Below are 16735 nucleotides of genomic sequence, written 5' to 3' on the forward strand. Positions count from 1 at the left end.
GGCACAAGCGAAAATCTGTCATCTGTCCGGCGTGCGCGCTTCGGGGCTGGCTGCCCTCACTGGCGAAGCGCGATCGCGTCCCAGGCCATCTCGAAGGCCTGGTCGAAGCTGGCATGACTGATGGCCGGCAACTGGCAACTGGAGCCCTGCAGCAGGCTGTAGATCGACCGGAACATGAACACCTCGATGAGGGCGAGATCGATCTGCTTGAGGATGCCGGACTGCTGGCCCAGCGCGAAGGCGTCCAGCAAGGGCGCGGCGCGCTCCTGATTGGCCACCCTCAGGGCGTCCTGCATATGGGAAGAGTGCAGAAACTGATCGTGAAAGAGGAACAACGCAGGCTGACGGCGCCCCAGCGCCACCAGGGCATTCCACACCCGACACAGTGCCGACTTCAGCTGCTGGGCGGCCGGCGACAGCGTTGACGGCTCGGCCTCGAATGCCTCTGCCGGCTCGGCCTGGAAGGCCTCGATGGCGACCGCGATGATGCGCCGGCTGACCTCGCGAAAGGTCGCCTCCAGCAGGTCATCCTTGCCGCGGTAGTAGAGATAGAGCGTGCCGGGCGACATGCCGGCGGCACGCGCGATGCGCGCCACGGAGGTCACGGCAAAACCATGCTCGGCCACCTCATGCAGCGTGGCTTCCAGCAACGCCTGCTGCTTGTGTTCATCACGATGGCGCATGGCCCGTCTGCCTCTGGTCTGTTCTGGTCTGTTCTGGTCTGTTTTGGTCAGTTCTAGTCTGATCTGGTCTTGAGCGAATCCTCACAAAATAAATGAACGTTCATTTATTTACAACCAGACATTGCGCGGCCGAGTGCGTGCACCCGCCTCGGCCATGCAAATCAGCTCATCAAAATCAGCTTATGCAAATTATCGTATCTAGCAGATCAAGCCGTGACTGAGGGTCAGAGGCGTCAAATACAAGGCCACTGAATGCCTGACTCGAAATGCCTGACTCGAAATGTCAGGCACGGAATGCCAGATACAGAATGTCAGAAACAAGAAAGCGCAGCTCATAGAGCTGCGCTTTCTAAAGACATCCACCTGAAATCTGACACGCGCCCGCGGCGCGTCTCAGCTCTCGGGATCGATGATCGCGATGATGTGGTCTTCCAGGTCCTGCTGGCGCACCGATACCTCGGAGACGGCGAAGCGTGACACCGAGACCCCGGCGCGCTTGACGCTCTTGGCATCCCCGGTCAACAGCGGGTGCCATTCGGGCAGCTCACGGCCTTCATTCAGGCGACGATAGCCGCAGGTTTCCGGCAGCCAGCGCAGCTTGCCCACCGTCTCGACATCCAGCGGGATGCAGCCCGGCACGCGCGTGGCGCGATTGGGATAATCGCGGCAGCTGACCTTGCGCACATCCAGCAGACGACAGGCGACATCGAGTACCGCGATATCGCCACTGTCTTCATCCTCGAACTTGAGCAGGCAGCATTGGCCACAGCCATCGCACAGCGCCTCCCACTCGGCGGTATTCAGCTCCGAGAGTGCGTGGCGCTCCCAGAAACGCTCACGCTTTCCGCCGTCAGGCTGCGGAACATCGCTCATCTTGCTCTCCTCGCCCTGCCGGGCAGCAGGGTCGTTTCATCAGTACGGTCTTGTCTGCCGGACAGGGCGTCAGTAATGCGTTTCCGGCGGCGTCACGCCAATCTCCTTGAGGAGATTTTCCTTGGCCGGCGGCATCTGCAGATAGAAGCCCTGCTCGCGAATCTTCTCGAGCACCGTGGTGCTGGCAACGCGCGCCAGCGGCTTGTCGGCACGAATCAGCAGTGTCATCAAAGGGGTCGGCGTGCCGAAGATGCCCAGCAGGGATTCCGGCACATCCTTGAGTCCACGCGCCTTCTCGACGTAGAGATACATCTCGTCCTTCTTGGCGCTCTTGTAGATCTCGCAGATCATCTTGTCGTCTGTCATCGGGCTACCCATCATCTTGCAGCGCTTGCGCGCATCAGCGGGCTCTCGCGTCACGGGCATGACCCGAGAGCTCACTACCGGTTTCTGGCCTGTTTCTGACCTGTGTTGCTGGCAGGCCAGGCTGCGCGAGCCTCGCGCATGCCCCTTGCAGTCTGGCCCACGAAAGCGGGGAGCGTCAGCTCTCGAGCGCCTTGGCCAGGCGCGCGGCCAGCAGCTCACCACGCCAGCCCTGCGCCAAGGGCAGCGGCTCGCCCTCGTAATCGGCGATCACCAGCGCTTCCATGTCACGGCGCTTGCCGAGAATCTCAGGCTTGAGCTGCTGTGCCTCCGCCACCGCATTGACCTCACGCTTGAGGCGCTTCATGCAGTTCTTCCACTCCGGCGCCAACGGCGACGGCGGCACGCGCGGCAGCTGACTGTCATCGAGCATCGCCACGTCCTTGAGCAGCGTCAGCACGGTGTCCCCGTGGCGCTTGATCTGCGGCGGATGCATGCCATCGACCTTGGCCAGCTCGAAGCGATTGGTCGGCAGTCGCTCGCAGATCCCGAACAGCTGCGCATCGGCCAGCAGGCGTGAACGCGGCACGTCGCGCAGACGAATCTGCTCCTCGCGCCAGTCACACAGCACCTGCCAGGCGGCCAGGCCACGCGGCGAGAGCTTCCACAGGCTGCGATGACGCTTCCAGTACTCCGGGTCCGGCGTGGCACCGCCGCTGCTGCCCGGGTCCCGGCAATCCTCTTCAAGCCACGCCATGCGGTCCAACTCGAGCAATGCATCACGCTGCTCGGACCACACCTGCGGCAGGAACAGCACGTCCAGCGCGGCGTAATCGCACTGCGCCTGACTCAAGGGGCGCTTGAGCCAGTTGGAACGCGTCTCTTCCTTGGGCACGGTGACGCCCACCACGCGCTCGACCAGACGCTGATAGCCCATTGAGGCTTCGCCGCCGGTCAGGCCTTCGGCGATCTGGGTATCGATCAGCGGCGTCGGCGCCACGCCCGCCCAGCGCAGGAAGACTTCCATGTCCTCGCCACAGGCGTGCAGCAGCTTGAGCGGACCCTCTGCCCCCAGCAGACGCTTGAGCGCCTCGCTGGCCGGCACCACGGTGGGGTCGATCAGGAAGATGCGCGGCGTCTTGCCGTCCGCACCGGGCAGCTCGCCGTCACGGGCGGCCATCAGCTGCACCAGTGCCGGAATCGGGAAGAAGGTCGACTCGCGGATGAATTCGGTGTCCAACGCCAGCCAATCGGCGCCTTCCAGTTCTGCACAGGCAGCGGCCAGCGCCTCGGGGGTCTCGACCCAGACGGCCTCGAAATCGAGTTCTGACAGCAGTGCGGTGGCGGGTTGATCACTCATCAGCAAGGAAATCTCGTGGTGACAGGCTTGCCCGGGCAAGCGGGAATTGAAGGTGACGGGCACTCGCCAGACACCGGGCGGTAAACGACCGCGGGCGTGGTGGTTCCTGACCACCACGCCCGCAGACGTGCTGCTGTAGTTGCTTTGATACCGAAGCTGCTTTGCTACCGAAGTTGCCTTGATGCCGGTGCCGAACAGCGTCGGCACCGGTATCGCATCAGATCTCGCCGAGGGTGAACGGCAGACGGCCGCTGAAAGCACGACTGAGCGTGCCGCCATCGACGTATTCAAGCTCCCCGCCCATCGGCACGCCATAGGCCAGACGCGTCAGCTTGAGCGGCTGCCCACCGTGCTGCACATCGCGAAGCTGCTCGGCGATGTAATGTGCGGTGGCCTCGCCCTCGACCGTCGGGTTGGTGGCCAGCACCAGCTCCTCGATCTGGCTCTCGCGGACGCGGGTTTCCAGCGCATCCAGCCCGATATCCTCGGGCCCGATACCATCCAGCGGCGACAGATGGCCGTGCAGCACGAAATAGCGCCCCACATAGCCACCCGCGCCCTCGATGGCGAGCTGGTCGGCGGGCGATTCCACCACGCACAGCACGCGCTCATCACGCCGCGGACTCAGGCACAGCTGACAGACCTCTTCCTCGGTCAGCGTGCGACAGCGCGCGCAATAACCGACGCGCTCCAGCGCCTCGCCCAGCACGCCGACCAGACGGTCGGCGCCCATGCGATCACGCTCCAGCAGATGCAGCGCCATGCGCTGTGCCGTTCGCGGGCCAACGCCCGGCAGCACGCGCAAGGCATCCAGCAACTGATCTACCAGCGGCGAAAATCCCATCAGAACGGCATCTTGAAGCCGGCCGGAAGGTTCATGCCAGCAGTCGCCTCTTCCATCTGCTTCTTGGAATTGACTTCGACTTTGCGCACCGCGTCATTGACGGCGGCCGCCAGCAGATCTTCCAGCAGCTCCTTGTCTTCTTCCATCAGGCTCGGGTCGATCTCGACGCGCGCGACGTCATGACGACCGTTCATGGTGACCTTGACCATGCCCGCGCCGGATTCGCCCTGGACTTCCGCCTTGGCGGCTTCTTCCTGGACCTTCTGCATGCGCTCCTGCATTTCCTGCGCCTGCTTCATGATGTTACCCATACCGCCTTTTCCACCGAACATGGCTCACCTCATCAATAACGTGTTGAACATGACCTAACGATAAATGCTGTCTGCCGGACGTGCCATGTCGTGGCACCTCCGGCCTGTGGTGTGCATGCCTTGTCGGCACACGCACCGCGAATCCGGGAAAGCGTCAGCGATGCCCGGCACCGCCGACACTCGGTCGAAACTGCCCAGAGCGTCAGAAATCGTCCGGCTCGAAGGAGTTGACGCTTTCCTCGATCAGACGTGCGCCCAGCTGTTGCTCCATGGACTGGATATGCGGGTCAGCACGCAAGGCTTCAACCGCGCGCACATGACGTTCGCCCAGCAGACGAATGCGACGACTGTGCGGCGTTTCCAGACCTTCCGGCAGCGGCGCGACGCTGATCTCCAGCACACGCTCCACGCCCTGGCCCGCCAGCGCCTTGCGAATGCGCTCCTGATGGACTTCGGCCATCATCGCCGACTGGGCGGGGTCCAGCCTCAACTTGAGGTGGGTGCCGTCATCGTGCTCGACCAGGCAATGCGCGCCGATATTGCGCGTGATGCCGCCCAGCCCCAGTGAGGGGAACAGCTCCAGCCACGCGGCGTGATTCAAGCGACCATCGGTACTCGGGGCGCTCGGCGCCGGCGTGGGAGCAGCCGCGGGTGCCGGCTCCGGTGCGGGAGCAGGCTCCGGCAGCGGTTGCGCTGCCACGGCTGGCTCGCTGGCGACCGGCTCGTTTGCGACCGGCTCAGACACGGCCGGCTCAGGCGCCGGCGGTGCAGCGGGCTCGGGCTGTGCTGGTGCTGACGTTTCAGCTTCAGCGGGCTCTAGCGCTGCTGGTACGGCTTCAGCGGGCTGCGGCGCTGCCATTTCAGCGGGCTGCGGAGCCGATGACTCAGCAGCCTCTGGCTGCGCCGGCGCGGAACCGAAGGCGGCACTCAGGCGTGACATCGCCGAACTGGGCGCAGCGGGCGCCTGTGCGGGAGCTGCCGTCTGTTCTGGCGCTGGCGCCGACACTGGCGCGGCCGCTGGCTGGGGCACGTCTTGCGCTACGTCGCGAAAGCCGGCATCCCGGGCGTCCTGCGAAGCGTCCTCCGTCGCCCACGGGGGCGGCTCGTCGGCCATCGGCGGATGTGCTTCGGTCGCTGGCGCGGCCACTGGTGCGGCAGGCTGAGGCGCGGGTGCCATCGGGGCTGCCGGTGCTTGCTGAGGCTGAGCCTGCTGGACAGGTGCCTGCTGAACCGGAGCTTCTTGAACAGGAGCCTGCTGAGCCGGAGCTTGCTGAACAGGAGCCTGTTGAACAGGCGCTTGCTGGACAGGCGCCGGAGCTTGAGCGCCAGGCGCGTTCGCACCCTCCGCCTGGCCGGTCATCGGCAGCGGCGTCTGCGCCGGGCGCGGCACGCCCTGCGGGCGGAAGGCCAGCATGCGCAGCAGCGTCATTTCCAGCGCGGTGCGCGCATCCGGGGCGTTGGCCATGTCGCCACGCCCCTGCAGGGCGATCTGGTAATAGAGCTGCACGTCTTCACCGGTGAAACGGCTGGCCAGCGCCAGCAGCGCATCACGGTCGCCATGCCCGTTGTCCAGTGCGCTCGGCACCATCTGGGCGATCGCCAGACGGTGGAAGACGGAGGCCATGTCATCCAGCACCCCGCCGTAGTCCGGCCCCTGCTCGGCCAGTGTCGCCACCTCCGCCAGCAGACTCGCGGCGTCCAGCGAGGCCAGACACTCCAGCAGCGCCAGCACATGGCGGTGATCCAGCGTGCCGAGCATGGCGGCGACATCTTCGCGCCGCACCTGACCATGGCCGAAGGCGATCGCCTGATCGGTCAGACTCATGGCGTCACGCATCGAGCCATCGGCAGCCTTGCCGAGCAGCCACAGCGCGTCTTCCTCGAAGCTGACTTCCTCGCGGGCGAGAATGTCGGACAGGTGCTCGACCACGCGCACCGGCGGCATGTTCTTGAGCGTGAACTGCAGGCAGCGCGACAGGATGGTGACCGGCAGCTTCTGCGGATCAGTGGTCGCGAGCAGGAACTTCACGTGGGGCGGCGGCTCTTCCAGCGTCTTGAGCAGCGCATTGAAACTGTGGGTCGACAGCATGTGCACCTCATCGATGAGGTACACCTTGTAGCGGCCCTGGGTCGGCGCGTACTGGACGTTGTCCAGCAGCTCACGCGTATCCTCGACCTTGGTCCGCGAGGCGGCGTCGACTTCGATCAGGTCGACGAAGCGGCCCTCATCGATCTCGCGACAGGTGCCACAAACGCCACACGGCCTGGAGCTGACGCCCTCTTCACAGTTCAGGCACTTGGCCAGGATGCGCGCCAGCGTCGTCTTGCCGACACCGCGGGTCCCGGTGAACAGATAGGCATGGTGCAGGCGCCCCTGATCGAGGGCATTGACCAGCGCACGGCTGACATGCTCCTGACCGATCAGTTCGTGAAAATTGCGCGGGCGCCACTTGCGCGCCAATACCTGATAGCTCATTGAGCGGGGCATTCCTTGGGCGATCTGAAACATGAGCTGAAACCTGCACGACCCGGCTGGGCTTTACCCCCGACGGTCGACAGACGGAGACCGATGACGAGGCCTCGCTGAGAATGCGCTCATTCTAGCGACTTGCCGTGTGGCTTCAAAGCACGATGCCACTTGCGTAGCAGGATTGAGGGCACGAGGCCGGATGACAGGCGTGGTGCTCGTCCCGAATTGCGGGCACGACGAAACGCCAAGCGGGGCTCGGGACAGGCAGGAGATGACAGATTCAGACAGCGAGGGTGTGGCGAAAGGCTTCAGGCAACGTAAAGCGAAGGGCTTGCAGGGGGGGCTTGCGAGGACTTGAGATAGAGCCTTGCACAGCAGGCGGGATGATTCGGACATTTCACGAGCAGCCACTTTCAAGGCCCTGAAATGGAGGCGGCCCCATCAGCCACATCCCGGCACACGCGTCAGCCACTACCGTTGCTCCCTTCCGGGCCTGGCGGGGTTTGCAGCCTAGCATTGCGGGAGGACCGACAGGGCCACCACAAATATGATCATTCGGTGAACTACCGAGCCAATCGCTTGAACTTCAAGCACTTGGCGTGATCAAGGCGCACACTATAACAGCGCATCGCCGCCCTCACAAGGGGAGATCACGCCACGGGCTATTGCGTCGCCTCACGCGCTCGGCGATGGCGGAAATGACGCGCCATCACCGGCAGCAACAGCATCAGGACGATCAGGCGCAGAAGGTGATGGAAGGCGACGAAGATCGGGTCGAGATCGAGCGCCACCGCCAATAGCGCCATCTCGCCGATACCGCCGGGCGCCAGGGCGAGAAAGGCCACATCACGCGGCACGCCCATCAGCTGATGGATCAGCTCGGCAAAGCAGCCCAGCACCGACAGCGAGATCAGGGTCGCCACGCCCGACTGGCCCATCACCCCGACCAGCACCCGCGGCGTAAGGCCCTTGAAGCGCGCCCCGATGGCGCAGCCCAGCACCAGCTGCATGACATCGGTGCCCCATACCGGTGGCGAGAAACGCACCACGTCGCCAAGCGACAGCACCAGCGCCAGCAACAGTGGCGCCAGCAGCGAGGCATTGGGAATGCGCAGTCGCCTGGCCAGGGGCAGCAGAAACGGCAGCACCGCGATCAGCCACAGGCCGCTTACCGCCACATCGCTGCCGATGCCGGGCGTGCCCGCCGCACCTTCCAGCACCCAATAGAGCGGCGGCAGAATCATGATCACCAGCAGCACCCGCAACGATTGCGCCACCGCGATGCGCTGCGGGTCGCCACCGATGCGCTCGCCGATCACCACCATCGCCGTCAGCGCGCCGGGCACCGAGGAGAACCACGCACTGGTGGCGTCAAAACCACAGCGGCGATACCAGGCGGCGCAGGCCAGCGTCGAGGCCCACACCCCCGCCAGCAGCAGCAACGCCGACAACCACCAGCTGGAGAGGTGCGAGACCAGCTCGGGCGAGACGCGCGCGCCCAGCGTCAGCCCCAGCACCCCCAGAAACAGGTTGCGCAGGCGGTCCGGTACGCCCAGCCTCAGCCCGGCCATCGCGCCCAGCAGATTGGCGACCAGCGGCCCCAGCATCCACGCCAGCGGCATGCCGGTGAGCTGGAACAGCCAACCGCCCACCACCCCCAGCGCCAGCGAGGTCAGCAGCGGCCTGAGCGGCGCGTCAGCCTTGAGCGAGGTGGCAGCCTTGAGCGACGTGACAGCCCTGAGCGACATGACAGCCGTGAGCCTATGGGCTGGCGAGAGACGAGAGGCGCGCGCCTTGAGGCGCTGCAATAGCGGAACGGATGGCATGCTGGCTTCCTTGTCAGCGACACGAAACAGGCCACCAATGATACGCTGGCGCAAGCGCCATTGGCTGCCTGTTTGAGGCAATATTGCGCCTTCAAGCGGCCATTGCAGGTCGCAGACCGGCCCTGTGCCTGACTCTCATCACTCTTGTCGCGTACCTGACGCGCCCTTGCGGAGCCCGGATGACTTCTCCCGACTCACTCCCCTCAGCGGCTGACGATTCAGCGGCTGACGCCTCAGCGCATGGCCCAGCCACCGCACCGCCCCCGGCCCTGCTGCTGGTCGAGGACGACGCCCTGCTGTCCAGCACGCTGTGCAGCGTCTTTTCCGCCGAGGGCCTTGCGGTCACCCACCTGGCCGACGGCGCCGCGGCGCTTGCCCGCCTGGCGGCCCACCACGATCACGGCTTCGCGCTGATCGTACTCGACCTCAACCTGCCCGGCGCTTCCGGGCTCGAGATTCTCGCCGCGCTGCGCCAGCACGATCGCCAGACCCCGGTGCTGATTCTCACCGCGCGCGGCGCCATCGAAGATCGCGTGCGCGGGCTGGACCTGGGCGCCGATGACTATCTTGCCAAGCCCTTCGTGCTCGATGAGCTGGAAGCCCGCGTGCGCGCCCTGCTGCGCCGCCATGCCACTCTTCAGGCCAGTCAGCAGGCCACTCTTCAGGCCAGCCAGCAGCCGGCGCCCTCGCCTGGCATCGCCCCACGCCTGACTCTCGGCAGCCTGGCCTTCGAGCCACTCAATGCACGCTTTCTGCTCGCCGATGCCCCACTGGCGCTGCCGCCCCGCGAACAGCGCCTGCTGGGTTGTCTGATCCAGCATGCCGGCGAACCGGTGGACAAGGCGCGCCTGACCCGCGAGGCCTTCGGTGAGGAAGAGGCCGTGGGCGACAACGCCATCGAGGTCTATGTGCATCGCCTGCGCAAGCGCCTGGAAGGCAGCGACGTCAATCTGCGCACCATCCGTGGCCTTGGCTATCTACTGGAACAGACCACGGACGGCAGCGCTTGAATTCCGCACCCTCACCACGCCCACAGACAGAGGCAAAACGCAGTATCAGCCTCTATCGGCGCCTGCTGAGCTGGCTGCTGCTGCCTCTGCTGGCGCTGGGCACGCTATTGCTGGTGCAGGCCTTCCTGTCGGCGCGTGAGGCAGCGGACCGCGCCTACGACCGGCTGCTGGAGGCCTCGCTGGTCACCATCGCGGAGCAGGTCAAATGGCAGGACGGCCAGCTGTGGCTCGACCTGCCGCCCGCCGCCCTCGAGATGCTGGCTACCGACGCCCAGGAACGCGTCTTCTACAGCCTGGTGGATGCCGATGGCGAGCAGGTCACCGGCAATACCCACCTGCCGGATGCCAATCGCGCCGCCAATGGTCGCCTGGCCCCGCAGGAATCACTCGGACGCAGCGGCGAGCTGTCGTTTCGCGATATCGCCTGGCAGGGACAGGCACTGCGGCTGGGCAGCCTCGATACCCGCTTGGGCGGCTGGGGCGATGACCCACGCCACGGCCAGCGTTACAGCATTCGCGTCGCCCATACCCGCGAGGGGCGAGACACCCTGACGCGTGAGCTGTTCAGTGGCTCGCTGGTGCGTCTGGCGGGCATGGCCACGCTGGCACTGCTGGTGGTGCTGATCGGCGTCCGGCTGGCGCTGTCGCCGCTGACCCGCCTGCGCCGCGCCATTCGCGAACGCGACTCGCGCAGTCTGGCGCCGCTCAACCTGCCCCTGCCGCGCGAGCTCGAGGAGCTCAAGCACACCATCAATGACCTGCTGGCGCGCATGCGCCGCGTGCGCGCCAACCAGGAGCGCTTCATCGGTGATGCCTCGCACCAGCTGCGCACCCCGCTGGCGGGACTCTCCGCTCACGCCGAGCTGGCACTGCGCCAGCAGGACCCCAGCGCCTGGCATGCCGCGCTGGGCCAGATGCAGGCCACCGCCAGCCATACCGCCCATCTGGCCAATCAGCTGCTGTCGCTGACACGCCTCAACAACCCGGAGGTGCAGCCGCCGCGCGTGCCGCTGGAGCTGTCAGCGCTGGCGCGCGCCACCGTCAGCCGGCTGTTCCTGCGCTGTGATCGCGCCGGCGTGGACCTCGGCCTCGAGATCGCCCCGGACATCGATGGCGCCGCCTGGACGCTGGGCGTCGAGTGGCAGCTGGAGGAGGCACTGGCCAATCTGATCGACAATGCCTGCAAGCACGGCGCACGCACCGTCACACTCACCCTGAGCCGGATGGCGACACCGAGCGATGCCACGTTCACGCAATCGGACAGTGCCGCACTGGCGGGCCGCTGGCGGTTGAGTGTCGAGGATGATGGCCCGGGCATCGACGCCGAGCGGCGCCTGCTGGTGCTGCGCCCCTTCCACCGCAACACCCAGCCCGACAGTCATGATCAGGCGCCGGCGCAGCAGCCCGATGAGCTCAAGCATCACGAAGGCGCCGGACTGGGGCTGGCGATCGTCGATGGCATCGCGCGACACCACGATGCGCGCCTGACGCTTAGCGACGCGACAGCACGCAGCATGACGCAGGCTGCTGATCCTGCATCCCGCACAGACGATGCAACCCGCGCAGCCGACGCAGACGACGCAGACGAGACAGGCGCGTCCTGCGGGCTATGCGTCAGTCTGCATCTGGCGCCCTGTGCAGCGCCTGAGGTGAGAGTGGGTGGGGATGATGAATCAGCACAGGCCGGCAAGCCTGCGAAGACAGGAGGCACAGCATGCTAGCGAGACGACCGCCAACCGGGCAGCAGCATTCTGACAATCGCTGCTCTGACCATCACGGTCATGACAATCACCGCCCGGGCAGACAGCGATCTGGACGGCTGACGGCCTGCCTCGTGCTGGCCGTGCTTGTGAGCCCCTTTAGTCAGGCGGCGTCCCGGGCGGCGACCCAGGCAGCGTTTGACCCGCTGCTCGAAGAGCATCAATCGCTGTGGTTGCAGGGCGGCCAGCCAGTCACGGCGCCCGCGCCTGACAGCGACGCCAGCCACGCGGCCGATCTGACGATTCACGCCGCGCTGGACCTGCCCGAGATTCGCCCGCTGCTGCTGCGTTACAGCCGCCAGCATCCTGAGCGAGTGCTGCACTACGTCAATCGCTCCGCCTTGGGGCTTGAAGCACAGTACCTGCAGGCACCGCTGACACCGCAGGCGGATCTGATGATCTCCTCGGCCATGGGCCTGCAGTACCGACTCGCCAATCAGGGTCACGCCCTGGCACTCGAGGCCCCCAATCTGGCCGCCTGGCCGGCCAACTCACGCTGGCGCAATGAGCTGTATGCGATGAGCTTCGAGCCGATCGTGATGGTGGCGCGACGTGATGCGCTCAAGCGTCTGGCGGACCTCGACGGCCTGCGCAATCCCCGCGATGTGCTGCGCAGCCATCGCGACTTCTGGCACCTGCTCGAGACGCGCCGCGAGCAGCTGCGCGGCCGCATCATCAGCTACGACCCGCGCCGCAGCGGCTCCGGCTTCACCTACGCCGTGTCCGATGCCCGTCAATCGCCGCGCTACTGGACGCTGGTGCGCGCCATGGGTCAGGCCGATGCCAGACTGGTCAGCACCACCGGCGCCATGCTCGAGGCGCTGGCCAGCGGCGAGGTGGATATCGCCTACAACCTGGTCGGCCCCTACGCGGTGACCTTTGCCCGCGCCCATCCGGAGCTGGTGGTGATCGTGCCGGAAGACTACGTGCTGATTCAGCGCCGGCTGGCCTTCGTCCCCCAGCAGGCGCCTCATCCCGAGGCCGGTGAGGCCTTTCTCGACTGGTGGCTGAGTCTGGAAGGCCAGCAGGCGGTGGCCAGCGACAGCCAGCTGGGCGCACTGCACCCCGAGGTGCGTGGCGAGGGCAGCGCTCAGCATATGCGCGAGCAACTGGGCGATGCACTACGTCCGATCGAGATCGGCCCTGGCCTGTTGGCGACACTCGATCGCCTCAAGCAGGCCAGTTTCCTGAGCCGCTGGGTACTGGAATTCGAGGCCCCGTCAGCCACGCAGCCCGAATTGAACCAATGATGCGTGGTGTCAGGGCTGGCTAGCCCCTCCCGTTCTGTAAACGCACTAAACACAGCTCCGAGCCCATCACGCACAAGGCGCCCCGCGGGGCGCCTTGTGCGTGATGCCATGCGGCATTCAATGACATGAGCAGTGGATTCAGCGTCAGCGACCACCGGCATCTCCGCCGCCATCACCGCCATCGGCGTCCGGTGCGGCCTCGCGCAGCCCGGCGTCCTCACGGCCTGCCAGACCCTCGGCGGGCTTGCGCCGCGCGATCAGCGCACCACCTTCCCGGTGCTCGCTGCTCTGATACTCCGTGCTTTCCGTCTCGCTGCTTTCCGGTGAGCCGCTGGCGGGGCGCAACGGCTCCGCCGAGGCGCTGCGCTGCTCGACGAGGCGCTCGGTGCCATCGTCGCGATGCAGCCAGACATCCATCTGCTGGAAGGCGACCTTGAGGCCATGCTCACGGAAACGTGCGTCCACCCAGCGGTTGATCTCATCGGTGGCGTAGAGGCGATCGGTCAGGTCATTGACGTAGATGCGCAGCTCGAAACCGAAGTTGTCCTGGTTGTAGGTCAGGCAGAACACCAGCGGCTCCGGGTCCTTGAGCACCCGCCTGTTTTCCTGGGCGGCCTGCATCAGCAGACGATGCGCCAGATCCAGATCACTGCCATGGGCGACACCGAAATTGAGCACCACCCGCGTGACGTTGTCCGACAGCGACCAGTTGATCAGCTGGTCGGTGACGAATACCTTGTTGGGAATGATGATCTCCTTGCGATCGAAATCCGTCACCGTGGTGGCGCGGATCCGGATGCGATTGACCGTGCCATGCAGGTTGCCGATGGTGATGGTGTCGCCGATGCGCACCGGCCGCTCGAACAGGATGATCAGGCCCGAGATGAAGTTGGCGAAGATCTCCTGCAGACCGAAGCCCAACCCGACACTCAACGCCGCCACCAGCCACTGCAGCTTGTCCCAGCTGACGCCCATGCTGCCCAATGTCATCACGAAGCCGGTGGCCATGATCACGTAGGACAGCAGCGAGGTGATCGCGTAGCTGGAGCCCTGCTTGAGCTCGAGCCGCGACAGGATCGAGACCTCCAGCAGGCCCGGCAGGTTGCGCGCCATCATCACCGCCACGGCGAGGGTGATCATGCCCGCGATCAAGTCCGCCAGCGAGATGGGCGTCGCCGAATCGCCCTCGACGGAAGCGGCGATTTCCCACACCACCACGCTGTCGAGATAGCTGAGCACATTGAGCAGATCGGCCCACACCACATAGAAGATCGACAGGAAGCTGATGACCAGGATCAGCTTCGAGAGACGCAGTGACTGGGAGTTGACCTGCTCCATGTCCAGCGGCGGCTCTTCCACCACCTCGACACCGCCTTCGGCGCCCTCCTGCACCTGGGCACGGCGACGCGCTACGGCGCGACGATAGGCCAGACGCCGCGCGGCGACTGCCAGCCCGCGCACCACGGTGGCTTCCACCAGAATCCAGGCCCCGAACAGGAAGATGGTGGTGATGAAGCGGCCACACAGGCGCAGCGCGGTGTACTCGTAGCCGAGACAGATCAGCACGCCCAGCGCCACCGGCACCAGCGCCATCGCAAGGCCCAGAATCAGTCGGAACAGCTTGAGGCCGAAGAAGGGGACGTGGGCCAGAATCAGTCGCGACAGACAGAAGCTCATCGCCATCAGGCCCACGAACAGAATGGCCAGCCCCAGCGGACGCTCGAGCAGGTTGAGGTCCGCCTCGCTGATGATGTTGGTGGTCAGCACCACCGGCAGCAGCGCGAAGCCCAGCCACCAGATATGGCGGCGCAGCTCCGCCACGTAGTTGGCCGGCCACTGGAAGTGACGCTCGGCGACACCGTCCTTGACCAGCAGGCGGCGGAAGATGGCGAAGATGCCCCACGCCAGCGACAGCTTCAACAGCGCCTGGCCCAACGCCCACAGCATGATGCCCTCGCCCAGCGACAGCACGCCGCCGATCAGCGCCAGCGCCAGCGCGCCGGGGATGGCCAGCAGGACGTTGAGCAGAATGGCGCGCGGCGTATGCAGCTGGGTGTCCTGCTTCAGGCGCCCTATCTGGGCGTGCAGGTCCGCCAGGCGCGCACGGATGCGCGAACGCTTCCAGGTGATGAAGATCAGCAGCAGCAAGCCCGGCAGCGCCACCCACAGGTCACTGAGCTGAAAGCCCTTGGACAGCCCCGCCACCACGCCACGCCAGACGTTGGGCCTGAGCTCCTCGGCGAGCATTTCCGGGGTACGCGACAGCCAGTCGAGATCCAGCGGCTTGCCATTGGCGACCCAGAACAGCTGCTCCTCGATGGTCTGGCGCAGACGCCCTGACACTTCCAGCAGCTGCTGCTGGTTGAGCTGCAGGTCGATGGCGCGTGCCAGCAGGCTGTCGTATTCCTTGTCGAGCTTGTCGACCAGCTCCTTGCGCGCCTCCAGCTGACCGATCAACGCCTGACGCAGCTCGGCGCTGATCTGGCTGACATCGGCATTGCCGCCGGGGCGTTCCAGCGCCGCGGCCTCGCCCAGCACGTAGGAATTGAGATAGCCCGGAATATCGGCGAGTTGCTCGCGCACCTTGTTGAGTTCGAACTGCTTGAGGCGCAGGTCGGCGATCTCTTCCTTCAAGTCCTTGCGCACATCGACCTGCGGCAGGCGACTCTGCTGCTCACGCAGGATACGCGCCAGCAGGACGCTGCCCTTGATGGCCTCGATCTGCTCGCTCATGGTGCGCTCGACCTGGGTGACGCGGTCGAGCTGGGTGCGCACCTCCAGCCCATCGCGAATCACGGCGTTGACGCGATCGGTGATCGCCAGCAGCTGGCTGCTGAGTTCGCGGTTGCGGTTGAGCACCTGCTGGAAGATGGGGTTGTCGGCCAGCGCGGCATTCTCGCCACTGGTGGCATCGGCGATGGTCTGCTCGGACTGGTTGCGGCGCTTGTCGTTGACCAGCGTCTGGACCTGCTCCAGGTCCTGCTCCAGATTGGCGATCTGACGGCTGTAGAGGGTCTTGCGCACCTGGGCCAGCTCACGCAGCAGAGAGCTTGAATTGAGCTCTGAATGGCTCAGCTCGCCACGCGTCTCGGCCAGCGCCAGGCGGGCCTCGATCAGGTCACGCCCGGTGCCGGACAGGTCGGCATCGCCGCTGCCACCCAGCTGGGTCTGCAGGCGCTGCACCTGCTGCTGTGCATCGGCCAGGGTCGAGCGCGAACGCTCCGGCAGGCTCTGGGCATTGATCAGGCGCCGATTGGTGTCGGCCAGCTTGTCCTGCAGGTTCTGCAGCGAGTCGAGAATCGAGGTCATGCGCTTGTCCAGCGCCTCGACCGACTCGTCTTCCAGCGAGGCGATGCTGGGCGGGGTGTAGTCCTGAGGCAGGCGCGCCAGCTCGGCCTGCGCCTTCGCCAGCTCCGCCGGCGCCTCCTTGACCTCACTCTTGAGGGAATTCAGGCTGCTGGTGGCTTCGGCGAGGTCGTCGAGCACCGTCAGGGTATCCTTGAGGTCCGCGATGCGCTGACGGGTGTCGGCATCCGGTTTCTCGACGCTCTGCAGGTCTTCAAGCTGAGTCTGGACATCAGCACGCTTCGGGGCGTCCGCACTGGCCGTGGCCGGCACCCAGGCCAGCAGCACCATCAGCAGCAAGGCGCCTGCCAACATCATCAGTCTCAAGGACTTGTTACCTGTCACAGCTGTCTCCTCAATGGTCACCACCGCACTTCTTCATCGGCTCTGCTGCCCCGCCAGGCCGCCGCCAGCCATGCAGGATGACATCGTGACCGGCCGCAAACGCGGGCAAGGGCCGCATTGTCGACTGGCGCTGCATCCCACGCAATCCTTGTCGGCAAACGTCCGCCGGCGGCCGCCCAGCAAAGGATGAAGTGGAGATTGAACTAGAGAGTGAAGCGGAGAATGCAGCAAAGAGTGACGGGGCGAGAAAGCGATGCTTGCAGGCCAGCGTGAGCGACATGCATCGTCGCATCGA

12 protein-coding genes and 1 other RNA gene are annotated in these 16735 nt (G+C 65.6%); 3 read left to right on the plus strand and 10 right to left on the minus strand.

Going from position 1 to position 16735, the window contains the following annotated elements; translation table 11 throughout:
- Positions 1 to 56: 56 nt before the first annotated feature.
- The 9 genes from U0O11_RS13910 to U0O11_RS13950 form a co-directional block, all read right to left on the minus strand.
- A complete protein-coding gene (locus U0O11_RS13910; RefSeq protein WP_225347186.1) occupies positions 57 to 683 on the minus strand; it encodes a TetR/AcrR family transcriptional regulator in 627 nt (208 codons plus the stop codon).
- A gap of 393 nt (positions 684 to 1076) precedes the next feature.
- Positions 1077 to 1556, minus strand: coding sequence for a YcgN family cysteine cluster protein (locus tag U0O11_RS13915; RefSeq protein ID WP_054555633.1), 480 nt, complete (start codon positions 1554 to 1556; stop codon positions 1077 to 1079).
- 69 nt (positions 1557 to 1625) lie between these two features.
- On the minus strand, positions 1626 to 1982 hold the full coding sequence (locus U0O11_RS13920) for a YcgL domain-containing protein (protein ID WP_225347187.1): 357 nt from the start codon (positions 1980 to 1982) through the stop codon (positions 1626 to 1628).
- A 115-nt stretch (positions 1983 to 2097) separates the two neighbouring features.
- A complete protein-coding gene (rnd, locus tag U0O11_RS13925; RefSeq protein WP_225347188.1) occupies positions 2098 to 3279 on the minus strand; it encodes a ribonuclease D in 1182 nt (393 codons plus the stop codon).
- A 217-nt stretch (positions 3280 to 3496) separates the two neighbouring features.
- Positions 3497 to 4123, minus strand: coding sequence for a recombination mediator RecR (gene recR, locus U0O11_RS13930; protein WP_043333870.1), 627 nt, complete (start codon positions 4121 to 4123; stop codon positions 3497 to 3499).
- Entirely contained in the window at positions 4123 to 4455 is a 333-nt protein-coding gene (locus tag U0O11_RS13935; RefSeq protein WP_043333871.1) for a YbaB/EbfC family nucleoid-associated protein, read from the minus strand. Before U0O11_RS13935 ends, recR begins: the two co-directional genes overlap by 1 nt.
- A gap of 181 nt (positions 4456 to 4636) precedes the next feature.
- A complete protein-coding gene (gene dnaX / locus U0O11_RS13940) occupies positions 4637 to 6910 on the minus strand; it encodes a DNA polymerase III subunit gamma/tau (RefSeq protein ID WP_225347189.1) in 2274 nt (757 codons plus the stop codon).
- Positions 6911 to 7340: 430 nt separating this feature from the next.
- Positions 7341 to 7437: signal recognition particle sRNA small type (ffs, locus tag U0O11_RS13945), an RNA gene on the minus strand.
- Between the two features lie 129 nt (positions 7438 to 7566).
- The gene (locus U0O11_RS13950; RefSeq protein ID WP_324690504.1) at positions 7567 to 8652 is read right to left on the minus strand and encodes an AbrB family transcriptional regulator; all 1086 of its coding nucleotides are present in this window, start codon (positions 8650 to 8652) and stop codon (positions 7567 to 7569) included.
- Between the two features lie 257 nt (positions 8653 to 8909).
- Between U0O11_RS13950 and U0O11_RS13955 the strand changes: the two genes are divergently transcribed.
- From U0O11_RS13955 to U0O11_RS13965, 3 genes are all read left to right on the plus strand, one after another.
- Positions 8910 to 9740 carry a response regulator transcription factor gene (locus U0O11_RS13955; RefSeq protein ID WP_225347191.1) on the plus strand — a complete coding sequence of 277 codons (831 nt, stop codon included), beginning with the start codon at positions 8910 to 8912 and terminating at the stop codon, positions 9738 to 9740.
- Complete coding sequence (locus U0O11_RS13960) at positions 9737 to 11461, plus strand: sensor histidine kinase (protein WP_225347192.1); 1725 nt, start codon at positions 9737 to 9739, stop codon at positions 11459 to 11461. Before U0O11_RS13955 ends, U0O11_RS13960 begins: the two co-directional genes overlap by 4 nt.
- Positions 11462 to 11589: 128 nt before the next feature.
- A complete protein-coding gene (locus U0O11_RS13965) occupies positions 11590 to 12750 on the plus strand; it encodes an ABC transporter substrate-binding protein (RefSeq protein WP_225347193.1) in 1161 nt (386 codons plus the stop codon).
- Between the two features lie 144 nt (positions 12751 to 12894).
- Here the strand turns inward: U0O11_RS13965 and mscK are convergent, their stop codons facing one another.
- Positions 12895 to 16440, minus strand: coding sequence for a mechanosensitive channel MscK (gene mscK, locus U0O11_RS13970; RefSeq protein ID WP_225347194.1), 3546 nt, complete (start codon positions 16438 to 16440; stop codon positions 12895 to 12897).
- Between the last annotated feature and the right edge of the window lie 295 nt (positions 16441 to 16735).

It is taken from the genome of Cobetia sp. D5 (assembly GCF_035666195.1).
GTDB classification, from domain to species: Bacteria; Pseudomonadota; Gammaproteobacteria; order Pseudomonadales; family Halomonadaceae; genus Cobetia; species Cobetia amphilecti.

Excerpts from the sequence above, each read along its gene's own strand:
- U0O11_RS13910 (WP_225347186.1), bottom strand. The coding sequence starts at position 683 with ATGCGCCATCGTGATGAACACAAGCAGCAGGCGTTGCTGGAAGCCACG.
- U0O11_RS13915 (WP_054555633.1), bottom strand. The coding sequence starts at position 1,556 with ATGAGCGATGTTCCGCAGCCTGACGGCGGAAAGCGTGAGCGTTTCTGG.
- U0O11_RS13920 (WP_225347187.1), bottom strand. The coding sequence starts at position 1,982 with ATGCCCGTGACGCGAGAGCCCGCTGATGCGCGCAAGCGCTGCAAGATG.
- rnd (WP_225347188.1), bottom strand. The coding sequence starts at position 3,279 with ATGAGTGATCAACCCGCCACCGCACTGCTGTCAGAACTCGATTTCGAG.
- recR (WP_043333870.1), bottom strand. The coding sequence starts at position 4,123 with ATGGGATTTTCGCCGCTGGTAGATCAGTTGCTGGATGCCTTGCGCGTG.
- U0O11_RS13935 (WP_043333871.1), bottom strand. The coding sequence starts at position 4,455 with ATGTTCGGTGGAAAAGGCGGTATGGGTAACATCATGAAGCAGGCGCAG.
- dnaX (WP_225347189.1), bottom strand. The coding sequence starts at position 6,910 with ATGAGCTATCAGGTATTGGCGCGCAAGTGGCGCCCGCGCAATTTTCAC.
- U0O11_RS13950 (WP_324690504.1), bottom strand. The coding sequence starts at position 8,652 with ATGTCGCTCAGGGCTGTCACGTCGCTCAAGGCTGCCACCTCGCTCAAG.
- U0O11_RS13955 (WP_225347191.1), top strand. The coding sequence starts at position 8,910 with ATGACTTCTCCCGACTCACTCCCCTCAGCGGCTGACGATTCAGCGGCT.